At 60.2% G+C, this 16,833-nt stretch carries 14 protein-coding genes; 1 reads left to right on the forward strand and 13 read right to left on the reverse strand.

What is annotated here, in order from left to right; all coding sequences use genetic code 11:
• Nucleotides 1-8 precede the first annotated feature (8 nt).
• From surE to KL786_RS12000, 5 genes are read right to left on the reverse strand one after another with little or no spacing between them, the layout of a single operon-like run.
• Nucleotides 9-758, reverse strand: coding sequence for a 5'/3'-nucleotidase SurE (gene surE, locus KL786_RS11980; protein WP_029297237.1), 750 nt, complete (start codon nt 756-758; stop codon nt 9-11).
• The gene (truD, locus tag KL786_RS11985; protein WP_215517726.1) at nt 746-1,804 is read right to left on the reverse strand and encodes a tRNA pseudouridine(13) synthase TruD; all 1,059 of its coding nucleotides are present in this window, start codon (nt 1,802-1,804) and stop codon (nt 746-748) included. Before truD ends, surE begins: the two co-directional genes overlap by 13 nt.
• The gene (gene ispF / locus KL786_RS11990) at nt 1,801-2,274 is read right to left on the reverse strand and encodes a 2-C-methyl-D-erythritol 2,4-cyclodiphosphate synthase (protein ID WP_012722614.1); all 474 of its coding nucleotides are present in this window, start codon (nt 2,272-2,274) and stop codon (nt 1,801-1,803) included. Before ispF ends, truD begins: the two co-directional genes overlap by 4 nt.
• A gap of 54 nt (nt 2,275-2,328) precedes the next feature.
• Complete coding sequence (fghA, locus tag KL786_RS11995; RefSeq protein ID WP_215517727.1) at nt 2,329-3,174, reverse strand: S-formylglutathione hydrolase; 846 nt, start codon at nt 3,172-3,174, stop codon at nt 2,329-2,331.
• Between the two features lie 8 nt (nt 3,175-3,182).
• Nucleotides 3,183-4,295: an S-(hydroxymethyl)glutathione dehydrogenase/class III alcohol dehydrogenase gene (locus KL786_RS12000; RefSeq protein ID WP_032858146.1), complete on the reverse strand. Its 1,113-nt coding sequence runs from the start codon at nt 4,293-4,295 to the stop codon at nt 3,183-3,185.
• A 109-nt stretch (nt 4,296-4,404) separates the two neighbouring features.
• Here KL786_RS12000 and KL786_RS12005 point away from each other — a divergent pair, with 109 nt between their 5' ends.
• Nucleotides 4,405-5,301 (forward strand): LysR substrate-binding domain-containing protein, encoded by an 897-nt coding sequence (locus KL786_RS12005; protein WP_029297247.1) that lies wholly within the window; start codon nt 4,405-4,407, stop codon nt 5,299-5,301.
• 95 nt (nt 5,302-5,396) lie between these two features.
• Here the strand turns inward: KL786_RS12005 and ispD are convergent, their stop codons facing one another.
• The 8 genes from ispD to dnaE form a co-directional block, all read right to left on the reverse strand.
• Nucleotides 5,397-6,104: a 2-C-methyl-D-erythritol 4-phosphate cytidylyltransferase gene (gene ispD / locus KL786_RS12010; RefSeq protein WP_215517728.1), complete on the reverse strand. Its 708-nt coding sequence runs from the start codon at nt 6,102-6,104 to the stop codon at nt 5,397-5,399.
• Entirely contained in the window at nt 6,101-6,379 is a 279-nt protein-coding gene (gene ftsB, locus KL786_RS12015; RefSeq protein ID WP_029297251.1) for a cell division protein FtsB, read from the reverse strand. The genes ispD and ftsB overlap by 4 nt, the downstream gene beginning before the upstream one ends.
• A 171-nt stretch (nt 6,380-6,550) precedes the next feature.
• Nucleotides 6,551-7,840, reverse strand: a complete 1,290-nt coding sequence (gene eno / locus KL786_RS12020) for a phosphopyruvate hydratase (protein WP_032858151.1) — start codon at nt 7,838-7,840, stop codon at nt 6,551-6,553.
• 156 nt (nt 7,841-7,996) lie between these two features.
• Nucleotides 7,997-8,842, reverse strand: coding sequence for a 3-deoxy-8-phosphooctulonate synthase (gene kdsA / locus KL786_RS12025; RefSeq protein ID WP_010212442.1), 846 nt, complete (start codon nt 8,840-8,842; stop codon nt 7,997-7,999).
• 5 nt (nt 8,843-8,847) lie between these two features.
• The gene (gene pyrG / locus KL786_RS12030; protein WP_029297256.1) at nt 8,848-10,479 is read right to left on the reverse strand and encodes a CTP synthase; all 1,632 of its coding nucleotides are present in this window, start codon (nt 10,477-10,479) and stop codon (nt 8,848-8,850) included.
• 273 nt (nt 10,480-10,752) lie between these two features.
• Complete coding sequence (gene tilS / locus KL786_RS12035; RefSeq protein ID WP_215517729.1) at nt 10,753-12,081, reverse strand: tRNA lysidine(34) synthetase TilS; 1,329 nt, start codon at nt 12,079-12,081, stop codon at nt 10,753-10,755.
• Between the two features lie 68 nt (nt 12,082-12,149).
• Nucleotides 12,150-13,097 carry an acetyl-CoA carboxylase carboxyltransferase subunit alpha gene (locus tag KL786_RS12040; protein WP_215517730.1) on the reverse strand — a complete coding sequence of 316 codons (948 nt, stop codon included), beginning with the start codon at nt 13,095-13,097 and terminating at the stop codon, nt 12,150-12,152.
• Between the two features lie 139 nt (nt 13,098-13,236).
• Nucleotides 13,237-16,758, reverse strand: coding sequence for a DNA polymerase III subunit alpha (gene dnaE / locus KL786_RS12045; RefSeq protein ID WP_215517731.1), 3,522 nt, complete (start codon nt 16,756-16,758; stop codon nt 13,237-13,239).
• Nucleotides 16,759-16,833 lie beyond the last annotated feature (75 nt).

Consider the following 16,833-nt stretch of genomic DNA (forward strand, 5'->3'; position numbering starts at 1 on the left):
ACGAGCCATCAGCGCAGCCCCTCCAGCCAAGGGTCGAGACCACCGAAGGCATCATTGAAGGTGCGATCAAGTTGTAACGGGGTAATCGAAACATAACCTTGCATCACCGCATGAAAGTCCGTGCCCGGCCCACCATCCTCGGCGTCGCCCGCTGCGGCAATCCAGTAGCCCTCCCTGCCACGGGGATCGACCACCTTCAACGGTGCCGCCGCGCGCGCGCGATGGCCCAGGCGGGTCAACTGGATGCCGCGAATATGGTCTAGGGGCAGATTGGGGATATTGACGTTGAGCACCGTACGCGGCGGCAACACCAGAGTGCCGTGGGCCTCGACCAGCTTGCGCGCGAAATACGCAGCCGTCGCCAGGTTATCCACCTGCCGCGACGCCAGCGAAAAGGCGAATGCCGTGCGTCCCAGGAAGCGCCCTTCAAGGGCCGCCGCCACGGTGCCGGAATACAGCACGTCATCGCCCAGGTTGGCGCCCAGGTTGATCCCGGAAACCACCAGGTCCGGCTCATCGGCCAGCAAGCTGTTGATCGCCAGGTGCACGCAATCGGTCGGCGTGCCATTAACGCTGATAAAGCCGTTGGCCAGCGTCTGCGGGTGCAAAGGACGGTCGAGCGTCAGCGAGCTGCTGGCGCCGCTTTTGTCCTGGTCGGGGGCAACCACCACGCACTCGGCGTAATCCGCCAGCGCAGCATGAAGCGCGGCAAGGCCGGGTGCGGTGACCCCGTCGTCGTTAGATATCAGAATACGCATGGGCTGTCCGTCTGCCCCACCGGCACCAGATCAACAAGCTCGCGCACCAAGACAGTGGCGAAGCATCCGGCCGGCAGGACGAATTCCAATTGCAGAATGTCCAGCGAGGGATAATGCCACGTCAACCCGCCAATGGGCAGCCGCAGAATGCGACGTTCCTGGCTCATGCCGGCTTTGGCCAGCCAATCGCACAGGTCCGCCTCGCTCGCGGCGACGGCTTGCTCCAGTTCATGGGTGGCGCCAGTGGCGGGCGAAGCGCCTTCACCCCATTGCGGGCCGGTGGGATGCAGGTCGAGGATCGCCAGGCGTGGATCGCTGCACTCCGCCTCTGCGGCCGGGAAGAAACTGCGGCTGTCGGTGAATGCCAGCAGGTCACCGACCTGGGCCCGCTGCCACGAACCATCGGCAACCCGCGCCGCCAGCACTTTATTGAACACAAAACTGCGCGCCGTCGACAGCAGGCGCGAACGCACATTGCGCTGCTCCGGCAAGGCCTTGCGGGCCGCCCAGTCGCGGGCATCGACGACGTTGCCGCCGTTGTGGCCAAAGCGCTGGGAGCCGAAATAGTTGGGGATACCGTGCTTGGCGATCAATTGCAGGCGCGCATCAATCGCGGCCTGGTCGCCCGACAGTTGGGTCAGGCGCAGGGTAAAACCATTGGCCGAATGCGCACCGCGCTGCAACTTGCGCTTGTGGCGGGCGATCTTGAGGATCTTCAGGGTGTCGTTTTCCGCACCACTGAGGTCTGGATCGGCCTTGCCCGGCAGTTGCACGCTGAACCACTGGCGCGTCAGCGCCTGGCGATCCTTGAGGCCGGCATAGCTCACCGTGCGCAAAGGCACGCCGGCAGCCTTGGCAATGCGTCGCGCAGCCTCTTCGGTGTTCAGGCCACGCTTTTCCACCCATAACCACAGGTGTTCACCCTCGCCGGTCAGCGGGATATCCAGCACTTCATCCACCTGGAAGTCTTCGGCCGTTGCCTTGAGCACCGCACTGCCCAGTGCCTCGCCATAGGCCCGCGGGCCCAACAGTTGCGTCTCGTTCATGCGCGCAGCAACAAGGCGACGGAGTGCACCGCAATGCCCTCTTCACGACCGGTAAACCCGAGCTTTTCGGTAGTGGTGGCTTTCACGTTGACTTGATCCAGTTCTATTTGCAGGTCAGCGGCAATCAGTGCGCGCATCGATTCGATATGCGGGGCCATTTTCGGCGCCTGGGCAACAATGGTGTTATCGACATTGCCGACCTTCCAGCCCTTGGCATGGATCAGGCCGACCACATGGCGCAGCAGCACGCGGCTGTCCGCCCCCTTGAAAGTGGGGTCAGTGTCCGGAAAGTGTTTGCCGATATCCCCCAACGCCGCTGCGCCAAGCAAGGCATCGCTCAAGGCATGCAGCACAACGTCGCCGTCGGAATGAGCCAGCAACCCATGGTGGTGTGCAATACGCACGCCGCCCAGGGTGATGAAGTCGCCTTCGGCGAAACGGTGCACATCATAGCCGTGGCCAATACGCATAAAAAAACGCCCCGATTTAATTCAGGGCGTGATTCTACCTACTTTTGCCGGACATTAACCGAGCAAAGCACGTCCATGATGACGCAAGTGGTCCTCGATGAAGCTGGCGATAAAGAAGTAGCTGTGGTCATAGCCCGGTTGCAGGCGCAACTCCAGCGGGTGGCCCGCCGTCTTGGCGGCCTGCAGCAAGGCCTCGGGCTTGAGCTGGTTGGCCAGGAAGTCGTCGCGATCGCCCTGGTCCACCAGCAATGGCAGTTTTTCCGAGGCTTCGCTGATCAACACACAGGCGTCCCATTCGCGCCACTTGGAGCGCTCTTCGCCCAGGTAGCGAGAAAAGGCTTTTTGGCCCCAAGGGCAATCCATCGGGTTATTGATCGGCGAAAATGCCGACACCGACTGATAACGCCCCGGGTTGCGCAAGGCACACACCAGTGCGCCATGGCCGCCCATGGAGTGGCCACTGATACCACGCTTGTCGGAAGCCGGGAAATGCGCCTCAACCAATGCCGGCAATTCCTGCACTACATAATCATGCATCCGATAATGCTTGCTCCAAGGTTCCTGCGTGGCATTCAGGTAGAACCCGGCACCCAGGCCAAAATCCCAGGCGTTGTCCGGGTCACCCGGCACACCCGGCCCACGAGGGCTGGTATCCGGCGCGACGATGATCAACCCCAGTTCGGCAGCCATGCGCTGCGCGCCGGCCTTCTGCATGAAGTTCTCATCGGTGCAGGTCAGCCCCGACAGCCAGTACAACACCGGCAGCTTGCCGCCCTGCTCCGCCTGGGGCGGCAGGTAGACGGCGAAGGTCATGTCGCAGTCCAGCACCTCGGAATGATGCTTGTAACGCTTGTGCCAGCCGCCGAAGCTCTTCTGGCATGACAGATTTTCCAGACTCATGGCCGACCTCAGAAATGAATGACGGTACGAATGCTCTTGCCTTCATGCATCAGGTCGAACGCCTTATTGATATCTTCCAGGCCCATGGTGTGGGTGATGAAGGTATCCAACGGGATTTCGCCGGTCTGGGCCATCGCCACGTAGCTTGGCAACTCGCTGCGGCCACGCACGCCACCGAATGCCGAACCACGCCAGACGCGGCCGGTTACCAGTTGGAACGGACGGGTGGCAATTTCCTGGCCGGCCCCGGCGACACCAATGATCACCGACTCGCCCCAGCCCTTGTGGCAGCACTCAAGCGCTGCGCGCATCAGTTGCACATTGCCGATGCACTCGAAGGAAAAGTCCACGCCGCCGTCGGTCAAATCGACAATCACATCCTGGATCGGACGATCGTAGTCTTTCGGGTTGATGCAGTCGGTGGCACCCAGTTGCCTGGCGATCTCGAACTTGGCCGGGTTGATATCGATGGCGATGATACGACCGGCCTTGGCTTTCACCGCACCGATCACAGCCGACAAGCCAATCCCGCCCAGGCCGAAGATAGCCACGGTATCGCCCGGCTTGACCTTGGCGGTGTTGATCACTGCACCGATCCCGGTGGTGACGCCACAGCCCAGCAGGCAGACTTTTTCCAGCGGCGCTTCTTTAGGAATCTTGGCCACGGAGATTTCCGGCAGCACGGTGTACTCGGAAAAGGTCGAAGTCCCCATGTAGTGGAAAATCGGCTGCCCCTTGTAGGAGAAACGTGTGGTGCCGTCTGGCATCAGGCCTTTGCCCTGGGTCGCACGAATGGCCTGGCACAGGTTGGTCTTGCCCGACAGGCAGAATTTGCACTTGCCGCATTCCGGGGTGTACAGCGGGATCACGTGGTCACCCACCGCTACCGAGGTCACACCCTCGCCAATCGCTTCGACCACTGCGCCGCCTTCATGACCGAGGATCGACGGGAAGATGCCTTCCGGATCCGCACCCGACAGGGTGTAGGCATCGGTATGGCAAACCCCGGAAGCGACCACCCGCAGCAGGACTTCGCCAGCCTTGGGCATGGCGACATCCACTTCCACGATCTCCAGCGGTTTCTTGGCTTCAAAGGCGACAGCAGCGCGTGACTTGATCATCCGGGTTTCTCCAGGGGCTTGAAAAGTGAGAGAGGCAGTGTAAAACATGGCCCATTGATTAATAATCCAGGCAAAAGCAAAACATTATTGCCGTACAGGGATAATCAACATGCTGGAGAACCGCTGGGAAGGCATCGATGAATTCGTCGCCGTGGCCGAATGCAGCCAATTCACCGCCGCTGCCGAGCGCCTTGGGGTGTCCTCATCCCATATCAGCCGCCAGGTGGCACGCCTGGAAGAACGCCTGCAAACCCGCTTGCTCTATCGCAGTACCCGGCGCGTGACGCTGACCGAGGCCGGGCAAACCTTCCTGCAGCATTGCCAACGCCTGCAAGACGGGCGCGAAGAAGCCCTGCGCGCCGTGGGCGACCTGACCAGCGAACCCAAAGGCATGTTGCGCATGACCTGCGCCGTGGCTTATGGCGAACGCTTCATCGTGCCGCTGGTCACCCGCTTCATGGGGTTGTATCCGCAATTGCGGGTGGACATCGAACTGAGCAATCGCCCGCTCGACCTGGTGCATGAAGGCCTGGACCTGGCGATTCGCCTGGGCCGCCTGCAGGATTCGCGGATGGTCGCCAGCCGCCTGGCACCCCGGCGCATGTATCTGTGCGCGTCGCCGTCCTACCTGGAGCGGTATGGACGCCCACATAGCTTGTCGGAGCTAAGCCGGCATAACTGCCTGATCGGCAGCTCGGACATTTGGCAGTTGGCCCAGGATGGGCGCGAGTTTTCCCAAAGGGTGCAGGGAAACTGGCGCTGCAACAGTGGGCAGGCGGTGTTGGATGCGGCGTTGCAGGGGGTGGGGTTGTGCCAGCTGCCGGATTATTACGTGCTGGAACACTTGCACAATGGGGCACTGGTTTCACTGCTTGAGGCCCATCAACCGCCGAATACGGCGGTGTGGGCACTGTATCCGCAGCAGCGGCATTTGTCGCCGAAGGTGCGCAAGTTGGTGGATTACCTGAAGGAAGGGTTGGCTGGACGACCGGAGTATGGCGGGTGATCTGGGGTGTCAGGCCCGGCCTCATCGCAGGCAAGCCAGCTCCCACAAGTGTGGGAGCTGGCTTGCCTGCGATAGAGTCAACTCGGTGTAACTGACTAGCGACGATTCGCCCACCGCAACCTGAGCCACTCCAGATCTTCCGGCCGGGTCACCTTGATATTGTCCGCTCGCCCTTCAATCAGACGTGGCGCCTGGCCGGACCATTCCATGGCCGAGGCTTCGTCGGTGATGACCGCATCGGCCACGAGGCTATCGGCCAAGGCACGGTGCAAGGCCCCAAGGCGAAACATCTGCGGCGTATAGGCTTGCCAGATCAGGCTGCGGTCAATGGTTTCCACGACCCGCCCGAGCTTGTCGACACGCTTGAGGGTGTCGCGGGCCGGTACGGCCAGCAAACCACCGACTGGATCGTCCGCCAGCTCCGCCAGCAACTTGTCGAGATCCTCGCGACTCAGGTTCGGCCGTGCAGCATCATGCACCAACACCCAGTCGTCATCGCTGGCGCCCAGGGCATTAAGTTGCAGCAACGCATTGAGTACCGAGCCTGAACGCTGCGAACCACCGTCTGCGCGCTGGATACGCGGGTCGCCAGCACATGCCAGGCTTGGCCAGTAAGGGTCATCGACAGCCAGGCTGACTACCAGGCCCTTGAGGCTCGGATGGTCGAGAAAACAGCCAAGGCTGTGTTCGAGAATAGTGCGCCCGCCCAGTTGCAGATATTGCTTGGGACGGTCAGCAGCCATACGGGCACCAACGCCCGCGGCAGGAATCACGGCCCAGAAGGCCGGCAAACAGAAACTCATTGGGCCAACTGGTAGAGGGTTTCGCCCTCCTTGACCATGCCCAATTCATGACGAGCCCGTTCTTCAACGGTCTCCATGCCTTTTTTCAACTCAAGCACTTCGGCATCGAGCACACGGTTGCGCTCCAGCAACACCTCGTTCTCGGCGTGCTGCGCGGCAATTTGCTGGGTCAGGTCGGTTACCTGCGCCAGGCTGCCATTGCCCACCCAAAGGCGGTACTGCAGGCCAGCCAACAGCAAGAGCAAGACGAGGAACAACCAATTGGGACTGCGCATCGAATATCGGGTATCCAGTGAAAAAAGACAGCCATGCAAAACTTTTGAAACAACTGATAGCACGAAGCCTGGAAGAACCAGGCTTGTGCTTGATAGGCATCAGATTAGTGCGCAAATTCACTCTACAGTGAGTTTTGCGACACAATCTGTTGTCTTTTTACCATCAACTACTCAGCCGCGAAACTCACCGCGACCGTTGTATTTGGCTTTACCGCCCAATTGCTCTTCGATACGCAGCAGTTGGTTGTACTTGGAAACGCGGTCGGAACGGCACAGCGAACCGGTTTTGATCTGGCCCGCCGAGGTGCCCACGGCCAGGTCGGCAATGGTCGAATCTTCGGTTTCGCCGGAGCGGTGCGAGATCACAGCCGTGTAGCCGGCAGCCTTGGCCATCTGGATGGCTTCCAGGGTTTCGGTCAGGGTGCCGATCTGGTTGAACTTGATCAGGATCGAGTTGGCGATCTTCTTGTCGATGCCTTCTTTCAGGATCTTGGTGTTGGTCACGAACAGGTCGTCGCCCACCAGTTGGACTTTCTCGCCGATCTTGTCGGTGAGGATCTTCCAGCCGTCCCAGTCGGACTCGTCCAGGCCATCTTCAATGGAGATGATCGGGTAACGTTCGCTCAAGCCTTTGAGGTAGTCAGCAAAACCTTCGGCGGTGAACACCTGGCCTTCGCCGGACAGGTTGTACTTGCCATCTTCGTAGAACTCGCTGGCCGCGCAGTCCAGGGCCAGGGTCACGTCGGTGCCCAGCTTGTAGCCAGCGTTGGCCACGGCTTCGGAGATCACTTTCAGTGCATCTTCGTTGGACGCCAGGTTCGGTGCGAAACCACCTTCGTCGCCTACGGCAGTGCTCAGGCCACGGGCCTTCAGCACAGCTTTCAAGTGATGGAAAATCTCGGTGCCCATGCGCAGGCCTTCGGAGAAGGTCTTGGCGCCAACCGGCTGTACCATGAATTCCTGGATATCGACGTTGTTATCCGCATGCTCGCCACCGTTGATGATGTTCATCATCGGGACCGGCATCGAGTAGACACCCGGAGTACCGTTCAGGTTGGCAATGTGCGCGTACAACGGCAGGTCCTGATCCTGTGCAGCCGCCTTGGCAGCCGCCAGGGACACAGCAAGGATCGCATTGGCGCCGAGGCTGCCTTTGTTTTCAGTGCCGTCGAGCTTGATCATCGCGTGGTCCAGGGCTTTCTGGTCCAGCGGGTCCTTGCCCAGCAACAGGTCGCGGATCGGACCGTTGATGTTGGCTACTGCCTTGAGGACACCCTTGCCCAGGTAACGGCTCTTGTCGCCATCACGCAGTTCCAGCGCTTCGCGCGAACCTGTGGAAGCACCGGACGGCGCGCAGGCGCTGCCGATGATGCCGTTATCGAGAAGCACGTCGGCTTCGACGGTGGGGTTGCCACGGGAGTCGAGAACTTCACGACCTTTGATGTCGACGATTTTTGCCATTGTTGTAAACACTCCAAAGTTGACGAAAACGACGCAGCTGAAGGAAATCTTTTGACCGACCGCAAGGGTGGAACAACGGGGCAGGCTTGCAGGCGACAAGGCCCAGGCCCTGGGACCTGAGCATAAAGCGCGGAAAGTTTACCGGAGAAACGCGGGTTACGCGGTTTCTACTGTCGGAAAACTCTTGACCAGTTCGTCCAACTGCTTGAGCTGGGCCAGGAATGGCTCAAGCTTGTCCAGGCGCAGGGCGCATGGGCCGTCGCATTTGGCGTTGTCCGGGTCCGGGTGGGCTTCCAGGAACAGGCCGGCCAGGGACTGGCTGATGCCGGCCTTGGCCAGGTCCAGCACCTGGGCACGTCGCCCACCGGCAGAATCTGCGCGACCACCGGGCATTTGCAGCGCGTGGGTCACGTCGAAGAATACCGGGTACTCGAACTGTTTCATGATGCCGAAACCGAGCATGTCCACCACGAGGTTGTTGTAGCCGAAGCTCGAACCACGTTCGCAGAGGATCAACTGGTCGTTACCCGCTTCCACGCACTTATTCAGGATGTGTTTCATTTCCTGGGGCGCGAGGAACTGGGCTTTCTTGATATTGATCACAGCGCCGGTCTTGGCCATCGCGACCACCAGGTCGGTCTGGCGCGACAGAAAGGCCGGCAACTGGATGATGTCGCACACCTCGGCGACCACGGCCGCCTGCTCAGGCTCGTGGACGTCGGTGATGATCGGCACGCCGAAGGCTTGCTTGATGTCCTGGAAGATCCGCATGCCTTCTTCAAGGCCCGGGCCGCGATAGGAGGTCACGGACGAACGGTTGGCCTTGTCGAAGCTGGCCTTGAATACGTAGGGGATACCCAGTTTCTCGGTAACCTTGACGTACTCTTCACAGACCTGCATCGCCATGTCGCGGCTTTCCAGCACGTTCATGCCGCCAAACAGCACCATGGGCTTGTCGTTGGCAATCTCGATGTCGCCTACGCGAATGATCTTCTGGGCCATCAGGTTTACGCCTTCTTCTGATGTTGCGTCAGTGCAGCCTTGACGAAGCCGCTGAACAACGGGTGACCGTCGCGTGGAGTCGAGGTGAACTCAGGGTGGAACTGGCACGCGACGAACCATGGATGATCCGGTGCCTCGACCACTTCAACCAGCTTGCCATCACCGGAGCGACCGGAGATTTTCAGGCCGGCTTCCTTGATCTGCGGCAGCAGGTTGTTGTTCACCTCATAACGGTGACGGTGACGCTCGACGATCACATCCTTGCCATAGCAGTCGTGCACCAGCGAACCGGACTCCAGCAGGCAATCCTGTGCTCCCAGGCGCATGGTGCCGCCCAGGTCGGAGGTTTCGGTACGGGTTTCAACAGCGCCGGTGGCATCTTCCCACTCGGTGATCAGGCCCACGACCGGGTGGCCGCTGGTGTGATCGAACTCGGTGGAGTTGGCGTCTTTCCAGCCCAGCACGTTACGGGCGAACTCGATAACGGCCACTTGCATGCCCAGGCAGATACCCAGGTACGGCACTTTGTTCTCGCGAGCGTACTGCACGGCGGTGATCTTGCCTTCCACGCCACGCAGGCCGAAACCGCCTGGAACGAGGATCGCGTCAACGCCTTCGAGCAGCGCGGTGCCCTGGTTCTCGATATCTTCAGAATCGATGTAGCGCAGGTTGACCTTGGTCCGGTTGCTGATGCCGGCGTGGCTCATCGCTTCGATCAGCGACTTGTACGCGTCCAGCAGTTCCATGTACTTGCCGACCATGGCGATGGTCACTTCGTGCTCAGGGTTGAGCTTGGCGTCAACCACCGCTTCCCACTCGGACAGGTCCGCGCCATTGCACTGCAAGCCGAAACGCTCGACCACAAAATCATCCAGGCCTTGGGAATGCAGGATGCCCGGGATCTTGTAGATGGTGTCGGCGTCTTCCAGGGCAATCACCGCACGCTCTTCAACGTTGGTGAACTGGGCGATCTTGCGACGCGAGGAAATGTCGATCGGGTGATCGGAGCGGCACACCAGCACGTCCGGCTGCAGGCCGATGGAACGCAGTTCCTTGACCGAATGCTGGGTTGGCTTGGTTTTGGTTTCGCCGGCAGTGGCGATGTACGGCACCAGCGTCAGGTGCATCAGCATCGCGCGCTTGGCGCCGACTTCGAAACGCAACTGGCGGATGGCTTCGAGGAACGGTTGCGATTCGATGTCACCCACGGTGCCACCGATCTCGACCATCGCCACGTCGGCATCGCCTGCGCCCTTGATGATGCGGCGCTTGATTTCGTCGGTGATGTGCGGGATCACCTGGATGGTTGCACCCAGGTAGTCACCACGGCGCTCTTTGCGCAGCACGTGCTCGTAGACACGGCCAGTGGTGAAGTTGTTGTTCTGGGTCATGGTCGTGCGGATGAACCGCTCGTAGTGGCCCAGGTCCAGGTCGGTCTCGGCGCCGTCGTGGGTGACGAACACTTCACCGTGCTGGAACGGGCTCATGGTGCCCGGGTCGACGTTGATGTACGGGTCCAGCTTGAGCATGGTGACCTTAAGTCCCCGCGCCTCCAGGATGGCCGCCAACGAAGCGGAGGCAATGCCTTTCCCCAATGAAGAAACAACACCGCCCGTGACGAATATGTAGCGCGTCATGAAAAACCCTAGAAGTCTGCGTTAAAGCGGTCGGAGCCGCCGGGGAAAGCGAAGGAAGGCCGAAGCCCCCGATCACCTGCATTAATCACAGTGCACCTTTCAAAAAAACCGCCGCGTTGTGACAGACCAGCAATGGAACACCGGTACGTTGATCGCTACACATTTTTTGGAATCGCCCAGCAAAGACTGCTTGGTAATCGGCAACGACTGTGTTTCAGGAGAATCCACAGAAGTTGTATCAAGAAGGGAGCGTAGTCTACCGGAAAGGCGCTATCAGCTCAAACCTTGATCGCAGGTTGGTGGCGTCCAATGTAATTGCCAGTCATCCCCCTGCCCTGTCGAGGCCCTGGCCAGGTTGGCCACAGCCAGCAAACGGGAACCCTGGTACAGCAGCGGCAATCTGCCACGGACAAAGCCCGGCACCGCACTTTCGTTGAGCAAACGCTTGAGGTCACGACGGCCACGGCCTGGCACTTCCATGACTTCACCGCCCAGGCGGTAAGCAATGTTCAAAGGCCCATCAGGGACACATCCGCTGAAATGCAGTTGGCCGTTGCCGGGTAACTGTAGTGGGTTTTGCGGGTGCGACCAGCTCAATGGACTGTCGGAAAACTCTGACCACTGGGTAGGCAACCACCAAATGCGATCGTTGCAACGGTGCAATTGGCCGTCGGCCAAACGCCAAATGGGTTGTGCATCCGCCTTGGCATCACGTAAGGCACTCCAGCCAACCCAGTGCTCGCTATCGGGCAAGCGTGTCAAAGGCGCCAGCCAGTACCGCAAGGCGTTGCGCTGCCGGGCGTCGGAAAGAGTACGCAACGGTGCAATGCTCAACGATGGCAGCGCCAGCCACGAAAGCCCGGACGGCTGGTTGGCGGCCTGTACATCCAGTTGCGCCAACTCATCGAGCAGCCCCTGGGCCTCTGCCAAATGCCCGGCGGTACGCGCCAGGGCATTCACGGCCTGGGGCCAGCGTGCGGTGAGCAGCGGGAACAGTTGATGGCGCAGGTAATTGCGCGAGAAGCGTGGATCGCTGTTGGACGGGTCTTCGATCCAGGTCAGTTGATGGTCGCGGGCGTAGGCTTCCAACTCGGTTCGCGATACGTCCAGCAACGGCCGCGCCAGCGCCCCCGCGCCCAAGGCACGCTGCGTCGGCATGCCGGCCAGACCGCGCACCCCAGCGCCCCGCAGCAGGCGGAACAACAGGGTTTCAGCCTGATCATCACGGTGCTGGCCTGTGAGTAGCAACTCCCCTGGGCCGATCGCCTCGGCGAACGCCTGGTAGCGCGCATCACGAGCCGCACGCTCAAGACTTGCGCCAGGCAGCACTTGCACATGCATGACTCGCAGCGCCACCCCTGCGGCATCACAGACCGCCTGGCAATGGGCTGGCCACGCGTCAGCCGCAGCCTGAAGGCCATGATGAACATGGATAGCCCGCAGTGCAGGCAGGGGTTGGGTTTTTGCCAGGTCGACGAGCAGGTGCAGCAGGACAGTGGAGTCGAGTCCACCGGAGTAGGCGATATGCCAGGCCGGAGCGTTGCGCCAGGGGGCGAGGGATTGCAGGAGTTTGGCGGTGAGATCCGGTTTGAAGGGCTTCATCGAGGATTACCGTCCGAACAGAATCAAACTGTAGGAGCCGGCTTGCCGGCTCCTACAGGGTCCTGCGTTTAGAGGCCGTAGCTCATCAAGCGCTCGTAGCGACGAGCCAGCAGCGCTTCGCTGTCGAACTTCTTGAGCATATCCAGTTGCTCGCAGAGTTCGGCACGAATGGTTGCGGAAACGGCAGCCGGGTCGCGGTGAGCGCCGCCCAGTGGTTCGGCAATCACTTTGTCGACAATGCCCAGGCCTTTGAGGCGATCAGCGGTGATACCCATGGCTTCGGCAGCATCCGGGGCCTTTTCTGCGGTTTTCCACAGAATCGAGGCGCAGCCTTCCGGCGAAATCACCGCGTAGGTGGAGTATTGCAGCATGTTCAACTGGTCGCAGACGCCAATGGCCAGCGCACCACCGGAACCGCCTTCACCGATCACGGTCGCGATGATCGGGGTTTTCAGGCGCGCCATCACCCGCAGGTTCCAGGCAATCGCTTCGCTCTGGTTACGCTCTTCCGCGTCGATGCCTGGGTAGGCGCCCGGGGTGTCGATAAAGGTCAGGATCGGCATTTTGAAGCGTTCGGCCATTTCCATCAGGCGACAGGCCTTACGGTAGCCTTCCGGACGCGGCATACCGAAGTTGCGACGGACTTTCTCGCGCACTTCGCGGCCTTTCTGGTGACCGATCACCATCACGGGCTGGTCGTCGAGGCGGGCAATACCGCCGACAATCGCCGCGTCATCGGAGAAGTGACGGTCGCCGTGCAACTCGTCAAACTCGGTGAAGATGTGATCGATGTAGTCCAGGGTGTACGGACGGCGTGGGTGGCGGGCCAGGCGCGCGATCTGCCAGCTGGTCAGCTTGCCGAAGATGTCTTCGGTCAGCGTCTTGCTCTTGTCTTGCAGGCGCAAGATTTCATCGCCGATATTCAGCGAATTGTCATTGCCGACCAGGCGCAGCTCTTCGATCTTGGCTTGCAGGTCAGCGATCGGCTGTTCGAAATCAAGAAAATTCGGGTTCATAAGCGTCCGTCTTGGGTCGACGGCCAGGGAGTGCCAGGCCTGCCGGTGGTCTATTCGCGCCCTACCTTAAGGGAGAGGCGCGTCAAGGTCGAGATTAAATGTTGAGTCGAGGTCAGGGGCAAAACAATGGCCCTGACCGTCAACGGTATTGGAGGAAGACGTTGTCACGCCCGAACTGGTCACGCAATGCTTGAATCAAGCCATCGGCCGGGTCAATTCGCCACGTCTCGCCAAACTGCAACATCGCCTTGGCATCGCTGCCGGTGTACTCCATGGTCACCGGGCACGCGCCACGGTGGCGCTTGAGCAGATCCCCCAGCCAGCGTAGCTGATCGCCCTTGAGCGCTTCGGTTTTGACCTTCAGGCGCAGGCTTTCGGCCAGGTTGGTACGGGCATCTTCCATGCTCATCACCCGCTTGATGCGCAGGCGCAGGCCGCCGGAGAAGTCATCGTTGCTGACCTCCCCCTCCACCACCACCATTGCATCGGTCTGCAACAGCGACTGCGCGGAGTGGAAGGCGTCGGCAAACAGCGACGCTTCGATACGCCCGGAGCGGTCGTCGAGGGTGATGAAACCCATCTTGTCGCCCTTTTTGTTCTTCATCACCCGCAGGGCAATGATCATCCCGGCGACAGTCTGGGTATCGCGCGCCGGCTTCAGGTCGATGATGCGCTGGCGGGCAAAACGGCGGATCTCGCCTTCATATTCGTCAATCGGGTGACCGGTGAGGTACAGGCCCAGGGTGTCTTTTTCACCCTTGAGCCGCTCCTTGAGGGTCAGCTCCTTGGCCTTGCGGTGATTGGCGTACACATCGGCATCTTCTTCGACAAACAGCCCGCCAAACAGGTCGGCATGCCCACTGTCGTGGGTCCGGGCGGTTTGTTCGGCAGCCTTGATCGCTTCTTCCATGGCGGTCAGCAGCACCGCGCGATTACGGTCGATATTGGCCTGGTAGGCCTTCGGCTCGTCATGGAAATACGGCCCGAGGCGATCCAGGGCACCGCTGCGGATCAGGCCATCGAGGGTACGTTTGTTGATGCGTTTGAGATCGACCCGAGCGCAGAAATCAAACAGATCCTTGAACGGGCCGTCCTGGCGCGCCTCGGTGATCGCCTCGACCGGGCCCTCGCCCACGCCCTTGATCGCGCCCAGGCCATAGATGATGCGGCCTTCGTCGTTCACCGTGAACTTGAACTCCGAGGCGTTCACATCCGGCGCGTCGAGGCGCAGTTTCATGGTCCGCACTTCTTCGATCAAGGTCACGACCTTGTCGGTGTTGTGCATATCCGCCGAAAGTACCGCCGCCATGAACGGCGCCGGATAGTGGGCTTTCAGCCAGGCAGTCTGGTACGACACCAGGCCATAGGCGGCGGAGTGGGATTTGTTGAAGCCATAACCGGCGAATTTTTCCACCAGGTCAAAGATGTTACCGGCCAGGTCAGCGTCGATGTTGTTGGTGGCGCAGCCTTCAATGAAACCGCCGCGCTGCTTGGCCATTTCCTCGGGCTTTTTCTTACCCATGGCGCGACGCAGCATGTCTGCACCGCCGAGGGTGTAGCCGGCCATGACCTGGGCGATCTGCATCACCTGTTCCTGATACAGGATGATGCCGTAGGTCGGTGCCAGTACTGGCTTGAGGCCCTCGTACTGGTAATCGGAGTGCGGGTAGGCCAGTTCGGCGCGCCCGTGCTTACGGTTGATAAAGTCATCAACCATGCCCGATTGCAGCGGGCCCGGACGGAACAGGGCCACCAGTGCGATCAAGTCTTCCAGGCAGTCGGGCTTGAGCTTTTTGATCAGCTCCTTCATGCCGCGCGATTCAAGCTGGAACACCGCGGTGGTCTCGGCTTTTTGCAGCAGGGCGTAGGTTGGCTTGTCGTCCAGCGGGATAAACGCGATGTCCAGCGGCGCCTCATCGACCTTGGCCCGCTCGCGGTTGATCGTCTTGAGCGCCCAATCGATGATCGTCAGGGTCCGCAGGCCGAGGAAGTCGAACTTCACCAGGCCGGCCGCCTCCACGTCATCCTTGTCGAACTGGGTTACCAGGCCACCGCCTTCTTCGTCGCAATAGATCGGCGAAAAGTCTGTCAGCTTGGTCGGCGCGATGACTACACCACCGGCGTGTTTACCGACGTTACGTACCACGCCTTCGAGCTTGCGGGCCATGTCCCAGATTTCGGCAGCTTCTTCATCGATCTTGATGAAGTCGCGCAGGATTTCTTCCTGCTCGTAGGCCTTTTCCAAGGTCATGCCGACTTCAAAGGGAATCATCTTCGACAAACGGTCCGCCAGGCCGTAGGACTTGCCCTGCACCCGCGCCACGTCGCGGATGACCGCCTTGGCCGCCATGGAACCGAAGGTAATGATCTGGCTTACCGCGTTACGCCCGTATTTCTCGGCCACGTACTCGATCACCCGGTCACGACCATCCATGCAGAAGTCGACGTCGAAGTCGGGCATCGATACCCGTTCCGGGTTCAGGAAGCGTTCAAACAGCAGGTCATATTCCAGCGGATCAAGGTCGGTGATCTTCTGTACATAGGCCACCAGCGACCCGGCACCCGACCCCCGGCCAGGCCCCACCGGCACGCCGTTGCTTTTGGCCCACTGGATAAAGTCCATTACGATCAGGAAGTAACCGGGGAACCCCATTTGGATGATGATATCCAGCTCGAAATTCAGCCGGTCGACATACACCTGGCGCTTGGCTTCGTAATCTTCAGTGGTGTCCTTGGGCAGCAGAACGGAGAGACGCTCGTCCAGGCCATCAAAGGACACCTTGCGGAAATACTCATCGATGGTCATGCCATCGGGAATCGGGAAGTTGGGCAAGAAGTGCTTGCCCAGCTTCACTTCAATATTGCAGCGTTTGGCAATTTCGACGGAGTTTTCCAGCGCCTCGGGCAGGTCACTGAACAGCTCGGCCATTTCCTCGGCACTTTTGAGGTATTGCTCTTCGCTGTAGTTTTTCGAGCGACGCGGATCGTCCAGTGCCCGGCCCTCACCGATGCAGACGCGGGTTTCGTGGGCCTCGAAGTCTTCTTTCTTGATAAAGCGCACATCGTTGGTGGCCACCAGCGGCGCACCCAGCTTTTCGGCCAGGGCCACGGCGGCATGCAAGTGTTCTTCGTCGTTGGGACGGTTGGTGCGCTGCACTTCCAGGTAGAAGCGGCCCGGGAAGACCTGCATCCACTCGCTCGCCAGTACCTCTGCCTCGTGCGGATTACCGCCGAGCAGCGCGATCCCGATCTCGCCCTCTTTAGCCGCCGACAGCATGATCAGGCCTTCGCTGGCCTCGGCAACCCATTCACGCTCGATGATGATCGAGCCATTGCGCTGGCCGTCGATGAAACCACGGGAAATCAGTTCAGTCAGGTTGCGATAACCCACGCCATTCATCGCCAACAGGCTGATACGGCTCAGGGCGTTGTCCGGGTCTTTGTTGGACAACCACAGGTCGGCACCGCAGATCGGCTTGATCCCGGCGCCCATAGCATTTTTGTAGAACTTGACCAGGGAACACATGTTGTTCTGGTCAGTGACCGCAACGGCAGGCATGTTCATGCCCACCAGGGTTTTGACCAGCGGTTTGATCCGTACCAGGCCGTCGACCAGGGAATATTCAGTGTGCAGGCGCAGGTGAACGAATGAAGCCGGCATAGTGATCCTGTCTAGATACGTGTGAAAACAACAAGGCCCGGATTGTACCGGGCCTTGAGTAAAACATCAGCCTGC

This window comes from Pseudomonas sp. TAE6080 (assembly GCF_018732265.1).
In the GTDB taxonomy this organism is placed as follows: Bacteria; Pseudomonadota; Gammaproteobacteria; order Pseudomonadales; family Pseudomonadaceae; genus Aquipseudomonas; species Aquipseudomonas brenneri.

Excerpts from the sequence above, each read along its gene's own strand:
- surE (WP_029297237.1), bottom strand. The coding sequence starts at position 758 with ATGCGTATTCTGATATCTAACGACGACGGGGTCACCGCACCCGGCCTT.
- truD (WP_215517726.1), bottom strand. The coding sequence starts at position 1,804 with ATGAACGAGACGCAACTGTTGGGCCCGCGGGCCTATGGCGAGGCACTG.
- ispF (WP_012722614.1), bottom strand. The coding sequence starts at position 2,274 with ATGCGTATTGGCCACGGCTATGATGTGCACCGTTTCGCCGAAGGCGAC.
- fghA (WP_215517727.1), bottom strand. The coding sequence starts at position 3,174 with ATGAGTCTGGAAAATCTGTCATGCCAGAAGAGCTTCGGCGGCTGGCAC.
- KL786_RS12000 (WP_032858146.1), bottom strand. The coding sequence starts at position 4,295 with ATGATCAAGTCACGCGCTGCTGTCGCCTTTGAAGCCAAGAAACCGCTG.
- KL786_RS12005 (WP_029297247.1), top strand. The coding sequence starts at position 4,405 with ATGCTGGAGAACCGCTGGGAAGGCATCGATGAATTCGTCGCCGTGGCC.
- ispD (WP_215517728.1), bottom strand. The coding sequence starts at position 6,104 with ATGAGTTTCTGTTTGCCGGCCTTCTGGGCCGTGATTCCTGCCGCGGGC.
- ftsB (WP_029297251.1), bottom strand. The coding sequence starts at position 6,379 with ATGCGCAGTCCCAATTGGTTGTTCCTCGTCTTGCTCTTGCTGTTGGCT.
- eno (WP_032858151.1), bottom strand. The coding sequence starts at position 7,840 with ATGGCAAAAATCGTCGACATCAAAGGTCGTGAAGTTCTCGACTCCCGT.
- kdsA (WP_010212442.1), bottom strand. The coding sequence starts at position 8,842 with ATGGCCCAGAAGATCATTCGCGTAGGCGACATCGAGATTGCCAACGAC.
- pyrG (WP_029297256.1), bottom strand. The coding sequence starts at position 10,479 with ATGACGCGCTACATATTCGTCACGGGCGGTGTTGTTTCTTCATTGGGG.
- tilS (WP_215517729.1), bottom strand. The coding sequence starts at position 12,081 with ATGAAGCCCTTCAAACCGGATCTCACCGCCAAACTCCTGCAATCCCTC.
- KL786_RS12040 (WP_215517730.1), bottom strand. The coding sequence starts at position 13,097 with ATGAACCCGAATTTTCTTGATTTCGAACAGCCGATCGCTGACCTGCAA.
- dnaE (WP_215517731.1), bottom strand. The coding sequence starts at position 16,758 with ATGCCGGCTTCATTCGTTCACCTGCGCCTGCACACTGAATATTCCCTG.